Origin of the sequence: Shewanella phaeophyticola (assembly GCF_025398315.1) — a bacterium.
Classification (GTDB): domain Bacteria; phylum Pseudomonadota; class Gammaproteobacteria; order Enterobacterales; family Shewanellaceae; genus Shewanella; species Shewanella phaeophyticola.
The window spans coordinates 4506264-4522585 of the sequence record NZ_JAODOQ010000001.1; the positions used below are offsets into that span (position 1 = coordinate 4506264).

General features: G+C 43.3%; 14 protein-coding genes and 1 pseudogene. 8 read left to right on the top strand and 7 right to left on the bottom strand.

What is annotated here, in order from left to right:
- Positions 1 to 41: 41 nt before the first annotated feature.
- Positions 42 to 488, bottom strand: a complete 447-nt coding sequence (locus N4T56_RS20990) for a DoxX family protein (protein WP_261734559.1) — start codon at positions 486 to 488, stop codon at positions 42 to 44.
- A gap of 158 nt (positions 489 to 646) precedes the next feature.
- Here N4T56_RS20990 and N4T56_RS20995 point away from each other — a divergent pair.
- The 3 genes and pseudogenes from N4T56_RS20995 (at position 647) to N4T56_RS21005 (ending at position 4415) form a co-directional block, all read left to right on the top strand.
- A pseudogene (locus N4T56_RS20995) lies at positions 647 to 1544 on the top strand (LysR family transcriptional regulator).
- Between the two features lie 243 nt (positions 1545 to 1787).
- A complete protein-coding gene (locus tag N4T56_RS21000) occupies positions 1788 to 3161 on the top strand; it encodes a DUF4041 domain-containing protein (RefSeq protein ID WP_261734560.1) in 1374 nt (457 codons plus the stop codon).
- 12 nt (positions 3162 to 3173) lie between these two features.
- Complete coding sequence (locus N4T56_RS21005; RefSeq protein ID WP_261734561.1) at positions 3174 to 4415, top strand: GIY-YIG nuclease family protein; 1242 nt, start codon at positions 3174 to 3176, stop codon at positions 4413 to 4415.
- A 149-nt stretch (positions 4416 to 4564) separates the two neighbouring features.
- Here N4T56_RS21005 and N4T56_RS21010 read toward each other — a convergent pair whose 3' ends face one another.
- A complete protein-coding gene (locus N4T56_RS21010; protein ID WP_261734562.1) occupies positions 4565 to 5755 on the bottom strand; it encodes an MFS transporter in 1191 nt (396 codons plus the stop codon).
- 149 nt (positions 5756 to 5904) lie between these two features.
- On the opposite strand from N4T56_RS21010, the gene N4T56_RS21015 reads away from it, so the two are divergent.
- The 3 genes from N4T56_RS21015 (at position 5905) to N4T56_RS21025 (ending at position 7906) form a co-directional block, all read left to right on the top strand.
- Positions 5905 to 6786: a LysR family transcriptional regulator gene (locus N4T56_RS21015; RefSeq protein ID WP_261734563.1), complete on the top strand. Its 882-nt coding sequence runs from the start codon at positions 5905 to 5907 to the stop codon at positions 6784 to 6786.
- Positions 6787 to 6888: 102 nt separating this feature from the next.
- On the top strand, positions 6889 to 7401 hold the full coding sequence (locus N4T56_RS21020) for a DUF2937 family protein (RefSeq protein WP_188957696.1): 513 nt from the start codon (positions 6889 to 6891) through the stop codon (positions 7399 to 7401).
- 31 nt (positions 7402 to 7432) lie between these two features.
- A complete protein-coding gene (locus N4T56_RS21025; RefSeq protein WP_261734564.1) occupies positions 7433 to 7906 on the top strand; it encodes a peroxiredoxin in 474 nt (157 codons plus the stop codon).
- A gap of 53 nt (positions 7907 to 7959) precedes the next feature.
- Here N4T56_RS21025 and N4T56_RS21030 read toward each other — a convergent pair whose 3' ends face one another.
- From N4T56_RS21030 to N4T56_RS21050, 5 genes are all read right to left on the bottom strand, one after another.
- The gene (locus N4T56_RS21030; protein WP_261734565.1) at positions 7960 to 9930 is read right to left on the bottom strand and encodes a methyl-accepting chemotaxis protein; all 1971 of its coding nucleotides are present in this window, start codon (positions 9928 to 9930) and stop codon (positions 7960 to 7962) included.
- Between the two features lie 315 nt (positions 9931 to 10245).
- The gene (gene envZ, locus N4T56_RS21035; RefSeq protein ID WP_261734566.1) at positions 10246 to 11589 is read right to left on the bottom strand and encodes a two-component system sensor histidine kinase EnvZ; all 1344 of its coding nucleotides are present in this window, start codon (positions 11587 to 11589) and stop codon (positions 10246 to 10248) included.
- 3 nt (positions 11590 to 11592) lie between these two features.
- Positions 11593 to 12336 (bottom strand): osmolarity response regulator transcription factor OmpR, encoded by a 744-nt coding sequence (ompR, locus tag N4T56_RS21040; protein ID WP_315903078.1) that lies wholly within the window; start codon positions 12334 to 12336, stop codon positions 11593 to 11595.
- A gap of 99 nt (positions 12337 to 12435) precedes the next feature.
- Positions 12436 to 12894 carry a hypothetical protein gene (locus tag N4T56_RS21045; RefSeq protein ID WP_261734567.1) on the bottom strand — a complete coding sequence of 153 codons (459 nt, stop codon included), beginning with the start codon at positions 12892 to 12894 and terminating at the stop codon, positions 12436 to 12438.
- 49 nt (positions 12895 to 12943) lie between these two features.
- The gene (locus N4T56_RS21050) at positions 12944 to 13246 is read right to left on the bottom strand and encodes a hypothetical protein (RefSeq protein WP_261734568.1); all 303 of its coding nucleotides are present in this window, start codon (positions 13244 to 13246) and stop codon (positions 12944 to 12946) included.
- Between the two features lie 457 nt (positions 13247 to 13703).
- On the opposite strand from N4T56_RS21050, the gene N4T56_RS21055 reads away from it, so the two are divergent.
- Together N4T56_RS21055 and N4T56_RS21060 are read left to right on the top strand one after the other, a co-directional pair.
- The gene (locus tag N4T56_RS21055) at positions 13704 to 15194 is read left to right on the top strand and encodes a SulP family inorganic anion transporter (protein ID WP_261734569.1); all 1491 of its coding nucleotides are present in this window, start codon (positions 13704 to 13706) and stop codon (positions 15192 to 15194) included.
- A gap of 31 nt (positions 15195 to 15225) precedes the next feature.
- A complete protein-coding gene (locus N4T56_RS21060; RefSeq protein WP_261734570.1) occupies positions 15226 to 16074 on the top strand; it encodes a universal stress protein in 849 nt (282 codons plus the stop codon).
- The last annotated feature ends 248 nt before the right edge of the window (positions 16075 to 16322 follow it).

The window sequence follows — 16322 nt, forward strand, 5'->3', positions numbered from 1 at the left end:
TGGTATTATCGAAATGTAGGTTTGCTAATTTGAGCTGAAAATTACTTAGCTAATCGACGGGTAAGCGCGTTATCTAGTGCCGCTTTACCTGAGCCAGATAAAGCCAATGACACGCTAGCGGCTAATAATGCTAAAGCATACTCATAACCGTGGTTAGACATAAATAAACCGTTACTTAGGTGAACACTGGCAATGGCAACTACCATAGTAAAGGCCAGTGCGACAGCCGCTGGACGAGTCAGTAAACCCAGTAGAATAAATAAGCCCCCAAAGAACTCAGCACTGCCAGCCATTAAGGCCATTAACACTCCAGGTTCCATCCCCATTGATGCCATCCATTGCCCAGTACCTTCTAGGCCATAACCACCAAACCAACCAAATAATTTTTGGGCACCGTGAGCTATAAATATAATCCCTACAGGCACACGCAATGCTAATGTGCTAACGCCTGCAGTAGAGTGTGTAATGCGTTTAATCAGTGCTTTCATGGTAGTTGTCCTCAATATTTTTAAACTATTCTGTGATGGCTTATAAAGGTTTAGTAAGTCTGTATCAGCGATTGATGATGAGTATATTGAGACTTGATTGAATAAAAAATCGGAATAAACTGAGTTAATAGTTCAAATTATTTGAATAAGGAAAATTCATGCACCATGCGATTACCATCGATGCACTACGAGCCTTGGACGCCATTGAGCGCAAGGGCAGTTTTGCTGCCGCAGCGGCATCACTGTACCGCGTGCCATCAGCATTAACCTATACCATCAAAAAACTTGAAGACGACATGGGTACCGCGTTGTTTGACCGCAGCAAACAACGGGCACAGCTTACCCCTGCAGGCAAGTTGGTGTTAGAGCATGGCCGCGATATTTTATTGGCCACAAATCGGTTGATTGACTCTGTGCTGCAGTTAGAGTCTGGCTGGGAGCGTGAAATCAGGCTTTCACGTGATACGGTGATCCCACAAGCACCGCTGTTTCAGTTAATCGAGCAATTTAATCAGCTCGAACACTCGGTAGACATTACGATTGATGTTGAAGCGGTCGGTGGTGGCTGGGATGCGTTGCACAGTCGCCGTGCCGACATTGTGATTGGTGCTTCTGGCGAGTTACCTCGAGGTGTATTTAAAACCCATAAAATAGGTGAAATCGAGTTTGTGTTTGCGGTAGCACCACATCACCCATTGGCATTTGTCGATGGTGTATTAGAAGCCGACAAGCTGACAGAATATGCCTCGGTGGTGGTAGCCGATACGGCGCAAGTGTTACCGACTCGCAGCAGTGGTCTGTTTAAAAGCAAGCAAGTGATTAAAGTGAACACCATGGAAACCAAAATAGCGGCCTCAGCGCCAAGGTCTGGGGATTGGTTTTTTACCTCGGCACATGGTGCAAGGTTACTTTGATAGCGGTGAGTTGATTGAAAAACAATGCTCAATACCACGACCTAACCAGAGCTTGTATCTTGCCTGGCATAAAGAGCATCAAGGCCGCGGATTTGAGTGGTTTATTGAGCACTTGCCTAGAATTGATTGGGGCTTGAGCTAGGTAAATCTGAAAAGGCTCAGGTTTGCGCACAGAAATAAGCTTGATCATTTTTAATTGATTTTTTGACAGCTCTAAATTTATGCAATGATGAATTTTCAGAGTGGGAAAGCTAGTTTCATCCAATATTTAAATTAAGGATAACTTTATTAGGTTTAATCATCTTATTTAGAGTCAATCCATACCCTCAAAAAAGGTTATATTTAGAAGCAATTATTTGAATACTTTAGTAAAGTGAAAATCTCAATGACCATGGAAGGTGCAACCACGATGCTTAACGAACCAACGCCATATCAAATAATCACAATATTATTGATTATTTTTACCACACTAAACCTTTTTTTTATTTATTCTAATTCCAAAAAGCGTGTGCAAATTACCAATGAAATTGGGCTTATAGAGAAGTTACTTGAAAATAAATCTGTGGAAGAAATAGTTAGTGAGATGAAGAAGTCGTTTCAAGACGTTCAACAGAAAAAATCTGCAGGCCAATCCGTTTTTCAGCAGTTAACAGAATCATTACAACATAACAAAGATAGACTTGCGTTTATTGATGCTGGGTTATTACCTCCAGCCTTTAAATTTGATGACACTGAGTTATTAAAAGAGCAGATCAATCAATGCAGAGAGCAACAATTGATCTTGATATTGCGGGGAGATGCAACAACTGCTTATTCAAGTTGGACTTGGTACGGTAGTAAGAGCAAGGGTACTGAAATGGTTATTGCTTACCAAAACTTGTTGCTTAAAGCATTTAATGCTGAATTCGATGTAATTAGACGGCAAATGCGCCACTCTACGTATGAAACGGCTCGCAAGAAACTGCTAAGACTTGAAGAGCAACTAGCAAAGCTTGGTGAAACAACGAATGTTTGTATTTCGAATGAATACGTTGATCTTAAAGTACATGAGCTACTGACTTGGCACAAAGAGTTAGAGCACAAAGAAGAATTGAGCCAGCAAAAGAAAGCCCAACAAGCTCTTTTACGTGAACAAGCCAAACAATCAGGCCAAGATACAGAAGATCTTGAGGACGAGATTTATTATCGTAAATCTGATTTGAAAAAAGCCAAAATGCTTGCTCTCAAAATGCATGGCGCTAATGCAGTTGATATGGGGATCAAAATTAGCAAAATGCAAAAGGAAATTGAGAGAATAGAAGCTAAGTTTGAAAGAGCTACTTCACAAGCTCAAATCACTAGAGTGGGTTATATCTATGTGATATCTAACATTGGTAGTTTTGGTGAGGGTGTTGTTAAGATTGGCATGACACGCCGACTTGAGCCCATGGATAGGGTAATCGAATTGGGCGACGCTAGTGTACCTTTTAGGTTTGATGTTCACACCTTAACGTTTGTCGATGATGCGCCTCGAATAGAAAGATTGCTTCATCAAAAATTTAACGACAAGCGTGTAAATGTTGAAAACTATCGAAAAGAATTCTTCAAGGCCACACCACAAGAAGTATCAAATGCCATGAAAGATCTTGGTATCGAATGTGATTGGTATTTTGATGTAGAAGCTAAGGAATACAGAGAAAGCATATTAATACGAGAGGCTATTAAACAAGAACATTCGTCAGTTAACACTATGTCTAGCAAAATGCCTGAATTTATCTAAAGGATTAGAATTATGTATATTGTTATCGCTATATCCGTATTTTTATTAATATCTACATACTTCCTATTTAATTCACGGTCAAAATTAAATGAAGTGAGCTTAAAGCATTCAACATTACAAAAGATTTATGACCCAGCTGCTCTTGAAGAAAAAAAACTCTTAGAACTTTCAAGTGAGTATAGTGAATTGCAATTTAGCTATCAGACTAAACTAGTAGAATTGAGACAAAGCGAAATTCGTTTATCTCAATACTATTTAGGAGTTGGTACTACTGATTCAGTCGCATACAGTCACTTGGTTAGCAGCGAAGATGTTGATGATATTGAGCTTCGGCTGGCTGATGTTAAAGACTCGCTAAAACGTTTAGTCAGTAACAAGGAAGCTTGTGTATGTAAAATGGGAAATAATGTTGTAGTTAATGGCAGGAGGTCTGAAGCCAAAAAGCTGATAAACCGAGAAATAAAATTACGTCTTCGTTGCTTAGACAATGAGTTTAAAGCTGCCGCAGCGATGGTGGATTGGAATAATATCAACCGGTTTATAGATAGAGCCAGAGATAAATTCAATGAGATTAATCGTTCAGGCACAATTGTTGAAACTTACCTCAAAAGTGAATATCTAGAGCTAAAAATAGAAGAACTAAGGTTATCATACGAGCTAAACCAAGCTAAACAAGACATCAAAGAATATGAAAGAGCAGAAGCACAATTAAAACGAGAAGCCGAACGCGAAGATAAACGAATTCAATCGGCAGTGTTGAACGCTGAAAAAGAACGTAAAATGATGGAAAAATTAGTGGCTGAAGAATTGGCTAAGCTAGAATCTGGTGCAGAAGAACAAAAAGCATTGTATGAACTTCATAAGCAACAGCTAAATGAGTTAATTGAAAAAGAAAAGAGAGCAATATCTTTAGCTCAAACTACGCGTGCTGGCTACGTATACATCATCTCAAATAAGGCATCATTTGGGGGAGATGTGGTTAAAATAGGTATGACTCGTCGTGCAAATCCAAATGAGCGTGTCAAAGAACTCGGGGATGCATCGATCCCTGAATTGTTTGATGTCCATGCATTTGTGTTTACTGATGACGCCCCTACATTAGAAAAGTACCTACACAATAAGTTTGCTGGTCAGCGTGTGAATATGGTTAATGGTCGTAAAGAGTTTTTCTACGCTGACCCGAATGATGTATTACGTGAATTATCAGATTATGATGGGAAATTCGAATTAGAAGTTTTTGACGAAGCAAGCTAATCAAAATTAACCCCGCATCAGTCTGAAAAATAAAATAAGCTGCTTAGCTCAACACTAAACAGCTTATATTTAAACTGATTTTGCTTTTTTGTAAGGCCTATCTTGAGCTAACTAGATTTGTTGTAAGCAGCTCGAGCGAAGGTCATCTATTATGCTGCTGCCCGAGATACCGCAGCGCTATTGGTTTTATTGTCTAGTGAGCCACTGTAGCGTGTTAACGCTAATGCCAACAATACAATCACCGCGCCGACCCATGGGGTATGCATTAAGCCAGCTTGTTCAACAATGATTCCGCCGCCCCATGCGCCTAATGCTATGCCCACATTAAACGCGGCAATGTTAAGGCCAGATGCCACATCCACCGAATTAGGTGTATGCTCTTGTGCTAGTTTAACCACATAAACTTGTAAACCCGGTACATTACCAAATGCAAATGCGCCCCACACCAAAATGGTGATAACCGCTGCAATAGGGTTAACCGCAGTAAAGTTAAATACCAGTAAAATGGCGGCTAAACCGATGAAGATAATACTTAGCGCTTTGATTGGGCCTAACTTGTCGGCCATTTTGCCACCCCAAATATTACCGATAGCCACCGACACGCCGTAAACCAACATAATTAGACCAATCGCGTGAGACTCAAAACCAGACACTTGCTCTAAAATGGGCGCTAAAAAGGTAAACGCGACAAAGGTGCCACCGTAGCCTAAGGCGGTAATGGCATACACTAATAATAAGCGTGGTTGAGTTAACACCTTAAGTTGAGCTGATATTTTAGTGGCCGCAGGTTGCTGTAAATTGTTTGGCACCAATAAACTGCTGCCTATCAATGCAATAAGGCCTAACAGCGCTACCGTTAAAAAGGTGGCTTGCCAACCAAATGTTTGCCCAATATAGGTACCTAATGGCACGCCTGTCACCAATGCCACGGTTAAGCCAGTAAACATAATCGCGATAGCGCTGGCGGCTTTTTCTTTGGGCACTAATCCGGTCGCAATGGTTGAGCCAATAGAGAAAAACACCCCGTGAGCCAACCCGGTAATAATGCGCGCGACAATTAAGGTTTCATAACCGGGGGCTTGCCAGGCCAATACATTACCTGCCACAAACAGCGCCATAACGGTTAATAACACATGTTTACGATTCCATTTACCTGTTAATGCCGTTAATACCGGTGCACCAATGGCAACACCTAGAGCATACAAGCTAACCAGTAAGCCTGCTGAGGGTAATGAAACATTAAGGTCTTGAGCCATGGTGGGCAGTAACCCCACAATGACAAATTCGGTGGTTCCGATGGCAAAGGCGCTTAGCGTCAATGCGAGTAGGGCTAACGGCATGATGTGTTCCTCGGTTTCAATAATATGGATGGGTGTTGCTTAATGCTGGCTATTATTCACGGTAATTTAGTTGTAAAAAATAGTGTCTTTAGCAAATGATATTTGTGTAAAATGAATGTAATTAAGCAGTGTGTTAACCCGAGGTGTGTATGCTGACTCGCTCAGATGATCTTGATATTTTATTAACTGTGGTCGACAGTGGCGGCTTTTCTGCGGCGGCTGATACGTTAAATATTCAGGTGGCGCGCGTGTCGCGGGCTGTGAGTAAAATTGAGCAACAGCTTGGGGTGACCATATTAAACCGCACCACCCGGCGTATTGAGCTGACCGACGAAGGCCGGCAATTTGTTGAGTCAGTGAGAACGGGCTTACTGCAATTACAACGGGCAGAAGATGAGCTAGTGAGCCGAGGTGAATTACCGCAAGGGCGATTGCGTGTTGATGCAGCAAGCCCATTTGTGTTTCATCAGTTAGTGCCACTCATGCATGATTTTAGGCAAGCGTATCCAGATATTACGCTAGAACTCACCTCTAACGAGGGTTATGTCGATTTACTTGAAAAACGTACTGATGTGGCGATTCGTATTGGTAAATTAAACGACTCCACTTTATATGCTAGGCCATTAGGTAACAGTGCTTTACACATCGTCGCCTCGCCAGATTACATTGCTCGACGAGGCGCGCCGCAAAAAGTGGCCGACTTAGGCGGGCATGAGTTGTTAGGGTTTACCGAGCCAAAAGTGCTTAACCAATGGCCACTAAAAGGCGGTGAGGATATTACGCCGACGATCAGTAGCAGTAATGGTGAAACGCTGCGCCAATTGGCATTGAGTGGCAACGGTATTGCGTGTTTGTCGGGCTTTATGATTAACGACGATTTGGCCGCTGGGCGATTAGTCACCTTGCTAAATCACGACAAAATTAATGTTGCCGAACGCGAGCAAGTGAGTGCGATGTATTACAAATCATCTACTGTGGCGCGCCGGATTTCTGCATTTATTGAGTTTATTCAGCCCAGATTAACTTTGTAATCAGCGGCAATAAATTAACATCAGTTTATACAAGATGCGTAGTTTACTGATTGGTGATATTGTGGCGTTTGTGAATTTCTCTCTATCTCAGCCGATGACATCATGATTAAACATTTAATGGACTACTTGCGTTTAGTGCTGTTTGTTTGTGGCGTATTGATTGGTATTCAAGTTCCTGGTTTTGTCGATCAATATGGCCAACGCTTAGAAGCGCATCAGCTAGAAGCCAAGCAAAGTTTGGCCGAATTTCAACACGACGCCGACCGTTTTTTCGGTGGCGATATCAGCAAGCTCATTCACCATTATCGGCAAAATAATGATCCTGTTTTTAGCGCGGGTGGTGAAAGCATTGAATCAATTTATCAACGTTACGTGGCGTTAACTGATGCATTAACACGTTTTCGTCAACACAGTTATAGCCCATATCAGCAAGTGATCCTTGCACCGCAAACAGACATTCAAGCTGAAGTATGGAAAAATTATTCGCATGTGATTTTATTAAAGCCCGAAGCCATTGCTATAGGTATGTTACTTGGGCTGTTGATCTCAATTTTGTGTGAGTCAGTATTATCCATTCTGTACGTGGGTTGCCGTAAAATATTGGCTCCTAGATAACCGATTTATTCACCCTTAAGGAAATATGATTATGATCGCTAAAGGACAATCTCTACCAAAAGCTACATTAAGCCAACTGACTAAAGACGGTATGGTTAATCACGATGTAACTGAATTATTTGCCGGTAAAAAAGTGGTGTTATTTGCCGTACCAGGTGCCTTTACGCCAACCTGTTCAGAAGCGCATTTACCTGGCTTTGTGGTACTAGCTGACGAGTTTAAAGCCAAAGGTGTTGACCTGATTGCCTGCGTGTCAGTAAACGATGCATTTGTAATGAAAGCATGGGGCGAAGCGCAAAATGCCTCTGAGTTAATGATGCTAGCCGACGGCGATGCAAGCTTTACTAAAGCACTTGGTCTAGAAATGGACACCGCAGGTTTTGGCGGCGTGCGTTCACAACGTTACGCGATGATTATCGACAACGGCGTGGTGACATTATTGAATGTTGAAGCACCCAAATCATTTGAAGTGAGTACCGCAGAAGCGGTAATGGCTGCACTGTAAGCCAGCTTTTAACTTGATTGAATCAAAATGGGTGCCCAATGTGGCGCCCATTTTTATGGCGTAGAGAATGGCGCTTTGGTTTCGCCAATGCCGAGGTTTTGTTCAATATTGTCGACGCTGTTACTGACCTCATGCGCGATGGTTTCGTTTTGTTCAAACGCATCTTTAGCGCGGTGCATTAAGCTGTCCATCGCCTGTACGAACTCATCGAGATAATGCACTTGCTGCTTAGCGTGTTCGCTGCCCTGGCTGGCACTGTTTGCCATGTCACTGGCTTGTTGCTGTACCTGTTTAGCCACGGTTAGCAGACTTTGGGCACGTGTTTTTTGTTGCTCAGAGGCGGCGCTAATGTCATTGACGCTTTGGCTTAGTGCCTCATTTGAACTGGTGAGCTGAGTTAATATCGCCATAATATCTTTGAGCGACAACTGGGTGCGTTGCGATAAATTACGCACTTCATCAGCAACTACAGCAAAGCCGCGACCTTGTTCGCCAGCTCTGGCCGCTTCAATGGCCGCGTTTAGTGCCAGTAAGTTGGTTTGTTCGGCAATATTGCCTATCACGTCAACAATTTTAGCCGCGTCATTCACCGAGGTGCTTAGCTGGTTAAGTGAGTGGTTACATTGATTTACCGTAGACAATGTATGTTCGGTTGCCGTTAATACACCCTGAGCTTCTTGCTGGCTGGCTAACATGTCGGTCATGGTTTGTTGAGCGCGAACGGTCAGCTCACTAGACGACTGGTTTACTTGGTTGGCTAATTCAATTAAATCAGTTGTTTGCCCTTGAGCCTGTTGTACTACGGTTTGTGTTTTTTGGGTACTATTTGACAGCGAGCCAATTTGAATGACTAAGTCGCGTAATGACTTAGAGACGACAGCCATATTGTGTTTTTGCTGCTCGTCCTCTTGCTCAAAACGTTGTAATAAACGATTAAAATGCGCGGCAATTTGCCCCGTTTCACATTGGCTGGTAACCGCAATCGGTTCACGTTGATTCGATTCGCTTAACATCGAAAATGCGCGGTTTAAGCGCCTTAATGGCGTGACCACACGACGCTGTTGTAACACAAAGTAACTTATGGCAAACAGTGCCAATAAGCCCACCATGCCATACAGTAACCATTGTAAGTTGAGTTTTAATTGTTGGTCTGTTTGGTTTTGCATGTCGGCTAATGCCACGAGTTGTTGCTCTACTTGGCTGGTGGCATTAATAAGGGCGTTTTGTACCGCCTGGTTTTCGCTGAGCATGTTCTCGGTGTTGCTCACTTCTTTACTGTAGCGCAGGCTTAAACTTAGTAGCTCAGCTCGAGGTGTTTCGCCTATTTCAATTTGCTCTGGTTCATCGTTACCTAGCGCAAACTCGTCGACTTCTTCGGTGCGATAAATACCGAGTAAAGGCAGTTGCTGCAATTGATCGTGCCAGGTGTTGAGTGTTTCTATGGTGAAATTTACGCTGTTGCTAACACCGGTATCTTTATCAATTAATAAGGATTGAGTGAGCTGCGATAACTGATACACCAGGCTGGGTAACTCTGTGCTAAGAGCAAGATATTGTTGTGCCACGCTATTATCTTGCGGCGCCGATTGTGCGTAACGGCTTAAGCTGCGGCTGTAACTGAGCATTTCAGATTCGGCAAACGCCAGCAATTGACGCGGGTTACCAGCTAATTTTCCCGCAGCGCGATATTTTGTGTCTAAATCTTGCGTAAGCTGCACCATTAATTGGGTTAGCGAGGCGCTGTCGAGTTGTGGGTGTGCTTGTTGTAATGCACTGATACTGTCGGTAATATCGCTTATATCTGTTCGGGCTTGTTCTAGATAATTGCTTTGACCGGTTTGCAAATATTTATCGATATTACGGCGCACATCATATTGAAATGTATGCTGAATACTTTGCAAGTTTTGATTGAGTTGTTCACTCACTTGCCGTTGCTGATTACTCCACAGCACGGTTGCAGCCAGGGAGGCGGCGAGGATCAGTAATAACGCAGAAGCTCCCAGCGATAAGGTTGATATTTTCATTCAAGCTAAACTCAGACAATTTTCATTGTGAGTATTTTATGTCACAAATATGACAGTTTATCGTGCGGGGTGAGACTTATTACCTAACATAAATATGAGTATTTTTGTGTTAGCTATCAGTTGATTGCGGTATTGTTTTGTTAGTGGGTGCAAAAGTAAAAGAGAGAATGATGTGGTGGTTAGGTGTTAAGCAGTGCAATTTAATGAGTGATAATTAGTCGGTTGTCATAGATGAGTCACATAAGTGCGCGGCATTGACACATTGCTTTATATTTAGCATAACAGCACGGTAACACGTATCCCAAATAGATAGCATCAACTGTCAGCGAGTTTTGTATCCATTAATGGCAACCAAACCTCAGCTTTTAATCCTCCCTCGGGGCGGTTAGACAGTTCTACTTTGCCATGGTGTCGGTCAATAATCCGCTTAATAATCGCCAGTCCTAGGCCAGAGCCTACACTGCCACGAGCAGAGTCGCCTTGAGTAAACGGTTGAAATAACAGCTCGACCTTAGACTCATCAATACCTGAGTCATTATCTTCGACACTAAAACAGACAGATTTTTTCTGGCGATACGAGCTGATTTTGATCCAGCCATTGCCATAACGAAACGCGTTTTCTACTAGGTTACTCAGCACACGTTTAATCGCAACGCTATTCATGGCAATGTCTGGGCAGTTGCCGAGTGACAGCTCTATGGTTTCTTCACGGTGCGATTCTTGTTGGCTGATCTCTTGGATCAAGCGGTTAATCTGATCAGGCTCGCGAACACCTTCACGATCGTTGCGAATATAGGTAATAAACTGGTTAATAATGGCATCCATGTCTTCAATGTCGGTAACGATGCCTTCTTTTAAATATTGGTCTTCTTCAACCATCATTTCAGACGCTAACCGAATACGAGTCAGTGGCGTGCGTAAATCGTGGGAGATTCCTGCCATGAGTAAGGCGCGGTCTTGCTCAAGTTGCTTCATGCTATGCGCCATTTGATTAAACGCATGGGTTACTTCAACAATTTCAGTTGAGCCGCTTAACGGCAATGTCGGCGGAAAGTCGCCCTGAGATACTGCAACGGCGGCTTTTTGTAAGCGTTTTAGTGGCCTGTTTTGCCTACGGGCAAATAACCAGCCGCCGGCGACACTAAGCGCACCAATCACTAATAAATATAAGGTTAAAGGTGATAAGTCAGACTCGTTAATGCCGGTTAACGGCACTTTAATCCATAATGTGGGGGCTTGCGGTGGCTTAATCCACACGTTGAGATTTTCGCCCTGAGAAAAGCGCACTTCTGCTTCACCGCCTAAATAAACCGACATTTGTTCAGACAAAAAGCTGTAATAAGTGGCTTGGCCGAGTCCGGCCTCCTGGGCTTGTTTTTGATTGTACACTGTCATGCCATCGTCACGTACCTTGGCATTTAAAGCGTCAACCATAGTGAGATGTTCGCGGCCTACATCAACACCATCAACAAATAATATGTTTATTTGGCGGGCAATCAGTTGGTTAATTTGCTCGTAACTGGGTTTGATAAAGTAAACGGCGACTGACCAATACGACACTAATTGATTAATCAGCAATAAGCTGCCAATCAATAATACCGTTTGGCTAAACGCGCTTCGAGGTAAGAAGCGCTGCCACCATTTTAACTTGAGTTCCATGAATTACTTTCGCGTGGCGCCGTCGGGTACAAACACATAACCTAAACCCCAAACCGTTTGAATGTAGCGTGGGTTGGCAGCATCTTTTTCAATTAAACGACGTAGACGTGACACTTGCACATCAATAGAGCGCTCAAGGGCAGAGTAGTCACGGCCGCGAGCAAGGTTCATTAACTTGTCGCGTGATAAAGGCTCACGTGGGTGGTTAACCAGCACTTTTAATACGGCAAACTCGCCACTAGTCAAGGCAATGCTTTCGTCACCATGAAACATCTCGCGCGTGGCTAAATTTAGTGAAAACTCACCAAACTCAATCATTTCTTCTTGCTGTGCAGGCGCGCCCGGTACTTCAGCAGTTTGGCGGCGCATTACCGCTTTAATCCGCGCTAATAACTCACGTGGGTTAAAGGGCTTAGGTAAGTAGTCATCGGCGCCCAGTTCAAGGCCAATAATCCGGTCGACTTCATCGCCTTTCGCGGTGAGCATCACAATAGGAATTGGGTTTTCTTGCTGGCGTAAACGGCGGCAAATTGATAAGCCATCTTCACCGGGTAGCATCAAGTCGAGTACTAAAAGGTGAAAGTTTTCGCGCTCAAGTAATCGGTCCATTTGTTCAGCATTGGCAGCGCTACGTACTTGAAAACCTTGTTCAAGCAGGTAACGTTCTAATAATGAACGTAATCTCATGTCGTCATCGACAACGAGGATTTTAGAGGTTTCTTGACCTATGGAATATCCTTTAAACACTAAATTGATACCAGCAATGGCTCAGTATGAAGTGTAATCACTTGAATTTGAATAGCTGATTGCAGCAGAAATTGTAACTAAATAGCTGTAAATACCGCTTTATTGCTTAAAAAGCGGCAAATGATCAGTGGTGTGGTCGATATCTTGGTCAAAAGATAATGCCAGTTGTTGACTTTGCGGGTGGTAAATAATTCTGGTAATAGCATTTATTGGGTTTAATGTAAGTTGTGGATGGCTATCAAAAATGGGTTCACTAAATCCTTGTAGTCCTTCAAAGCGGCCCCATTGTAGGTGAGTAATGTGGGAATCGGTATGTGGATCCTGATGCAAGTTAATGTGCACTGTGGCGTAATAACCGTTGTTTAGCAGTACTAAGCTACTCAACGCGGGAGTCGACAATTGGTGCCACACGCCATAGACGGGGTGGGTTGTGTTGCGGTTATAACGATATTGTTTATCAGTAACGCTATCGGCATTGCTATCGACATTGAGCAGTAAGGCCGTATTGCTTTTTGTGAGTGTCATTTGGTGTGCGGGGTGGGTAATTTGATACGCCACCAAACCCTCGCGTGGATTATTAGTATAACTGGCAATAAAGCGCACGCTATTAGGCGTAATAGCGAGTCTGGCCCCATTCGGCCACGCTGTGGTGTGGTGCTAGCAAGTTAAATTCAATGTGTAAGTAGCTTTGGTTTGGGTTTAGCTGTAATAAGCTAATCCGCTCAGGCGTGTCGATTATCCAATTGCCCACAATAGGCTTGAGTGAAGTGGAGGGGATTGATTGTGATGTGGCTTGCAGTGGGCTGAACGGCAATAAATACAGCACAAGATACAATGGGCGTAATCGTAACAAACTGATAATTTGAATAAATTGTTGTGTGGGCAACATGCCTGTTAGTGCAATAAACATAATGTCCCTTTATGTTTTAGGTTGAATGTTAAAAGAAATAGCACCACGTACGGTAATTTGAACGAGGTTTAACTGTAGTCAACAATGCTGGTAAATCAAATTAACGCCAAAGTTTCAGGTGGTTTTAAATAACAAAACGTGGACTATTTTAGTGACAGATTTTGACTTTCAACGGGCTGAACTATATTCTGTGTCGCTGCTTTGAGTTGCACCTGTGTAGTCAAAGCGAAACCTTATGCATGTAAAGTCTTGCATGTCATGAACATAAGCTGCATTCGTTAACCCCTTCCTAATTGGATTATGACAATCCATTTGTAGTGGCAGTTTGCTTTACCTCATATTTGATAGCATCTCGTTGCATGACGGATCGACACTTTAGAAGCTGTAGCGACATTGCAGTTTCAAATAAGCACGTACTATTGAAATAATTGACTGAATTTTAAACAGAGTGAATAACATGATACAAACCATGAAAAAAGAATGGTTCTCTAACATCCGCGGAGACCTTTTAGCCGGTCTTGTGGTTGCGCTGGCGTTAATTCCTGAGGCCATTGCCTTTTCTATTATTGCTGGTGTTGACCCTAAAGTGGGGCTTTATGCTTCGTTCTGTATTGCGGTAGTGATTGCCTTTACCGGTGGCCGCCCAGGGATGATCTCTGCGGCAACGGGGGCAATGGCACTGTTAATGGTGACCTTAGTCAAAGAGCACGGCCTTGAATACTTACTGGCCGCCACCTTATTAACCGGTGTATTCCAAATTGCAGCAGGTTACTTAAAGCTGGGTAACTTAATGCGCTTTGTGTCGCGCTCGGTGGTGACCGGCTTTGTGAACGCCTTGGCAATTTTAATCTTTATGGCGCAAGTGCCTGAGCTGATTGACGTGACCTGGCATGTGTACGCCATGACCGCTACAGGCCTTGGGATTATTTACTTATTCCCACTTATTCCGGTTATTGGTAAGTCCTTGCCGTCACCGTTAGTGTGCATCGTCGGGTTAACCATTTTTGCTGTATTTATGGGTATTGATGTGCGCACCGTAGGCGATATGTGCCAACTGCCAGACACCTTGCCTATCTTCTTGTGGCCAGAAGTGCCATTAACCCTTGAAACCTTAATGATCATCTTGCCTTATTCAGCAGGCCTTGCGGTGGTTGGTTTGCTAGAATCAATGATGACAGCCACCATTGTTGATGACTTAACCGACACTCAAAGTGATAAAAACCGTGAGTGTAAAGGCCAAGGTATTGCCAACATTGGTGCCGGCTTAATGGGCGGCATGGCAGGTTGTGCCATGATTGGGCAGTCGATTATTAACGTTAAATCGGGCGGTCGTGGGCGTTTATCTACGTTTTCTGCCGGATTGTTTTTGCTGATTCTAATCGTATTTTTAGGTGACTGGTTAAAGCTTATCCCTATGGCCGCTTTGGTTGCGGTAATGATCATGGTGTCTATCGGTACTTTCTCTTGGGATTCAATCCGTAACCTTAAACATCACCCAATGTCGACAAACCTTGTGATGGTGGCCACGGTTGTGGTTGTTGTTGCTACCCATAACCTGGCGATTGGGGTATTTGTAGGGGTGTTGTTGGCTTCGTTATTCTTTGCCAATAAAGTGGGTCAATTCATGGTGGTTAAAAGTTCAGAGATTACCGCTGAAACTGGCCGTCATTATAAAATCGTTGGCCAAGTGTTTTTTGCCTCGGCAGATAAGTTTAGCCAATCATTTGATTTTAAAGAAGTGGTTGATAAAGTCACTATCGACTTATCACTAGCGCACTTTTGGGATATCACCGCAGTATCGGCGCTCGATAAAGTGGTGATTAAATTCCGCCGTGATGGTACCGAGGTTGAGTTAATTGGCTTAAATGAAGCCAGTGCAACCATCGTTGATAAATTCGGGGTGCACGATAAACCTGAAGAAGTCGAAAAAATGATGTCGGGTCACTAACCCTGAGCAACACCACAAAAGGAGAACAATAATGACAAATGTGATTGCTTGTATCGACGGTTCAAAAGCCACCTTAGCGGTATGTAATGCCAGCGTGTGGGCGGCCACCCAAATGGATGCGCCAGTGACCTTGTTACATGTGTTAGATAAATCTGTGTATCCAACACAGTTGAATTTATCTGGCAGCATTGGTTTAGGCACGCGTGAACACCTACTCGACGAAATGGTTGAGCTTGAAGGCCGCAGAAGCAAACTAGCACTCGAGCAAGGTAAATATATGCTCGAAGATGCTAAAACCTGCGTGAATAAGCAACAAACTAGTGTCGCGGTAGACACCTTACAGCGCCATGGCGATTTAATTGAAACCTTGTTAGAACAAGAGCCTAATGCACGCTTAGTAGTGATGGGACGCCAAGGTGAACAACACCAGGATCATCCAATTGGTAGCCATATTGAGAGTGTTATCCGCACGCTTAAGCAACCGATTTTAGTGGTTATGCCTGAGTTTACCGCACCTAAGCGTTTTATCTTTGCTTACGACGGCAGTGCTACGGCGAAAAAAGCCCTTAATCAAGTCGCAACGAGTCCACTGTTAAAAGGCTTAGAGTGTCACTTGGTGATGGTGTGTGACAATCAAGTGCAAGCAACAGCTGAGCTGGCGACCGCAGTTGAGTCATTAAGTGACGCAGCGTTTTCTGTGACCACAGCTGTGTACCAAGGAGATGTGCAAACGGCGTTAGAGGCTTATCAAGTGACCCATAAAATTGACCTCATGGTTATGGGCGCATATGGTCATTCGCGTATTCGTGAATTTTTTGTGGGTAGCAATACCACCAAAATGATCAGCAAAAGTAATATTCCATTGTTATTGTTGCGATAATCGTTAATTTAACTGCTGGAAAGCGCTATACAGAAATGAACGCTGTATAGCGTTTTTTTATATAAATTCTTAAGTTTGGCCTTTATACCATTCCGCATTAATAAGTGACCACTCAGAATGCGTCCAGCGGTTTTTGATTAAGGCGTCGCTATGTCGTAATGGTTGTTCCCTTTCAAATAGCGAGAACGCAGAGCAAAAGCTGCTGGGACATTCCTTTCAGGCGAGTTTTTAAAGGGCTTACACTGCGT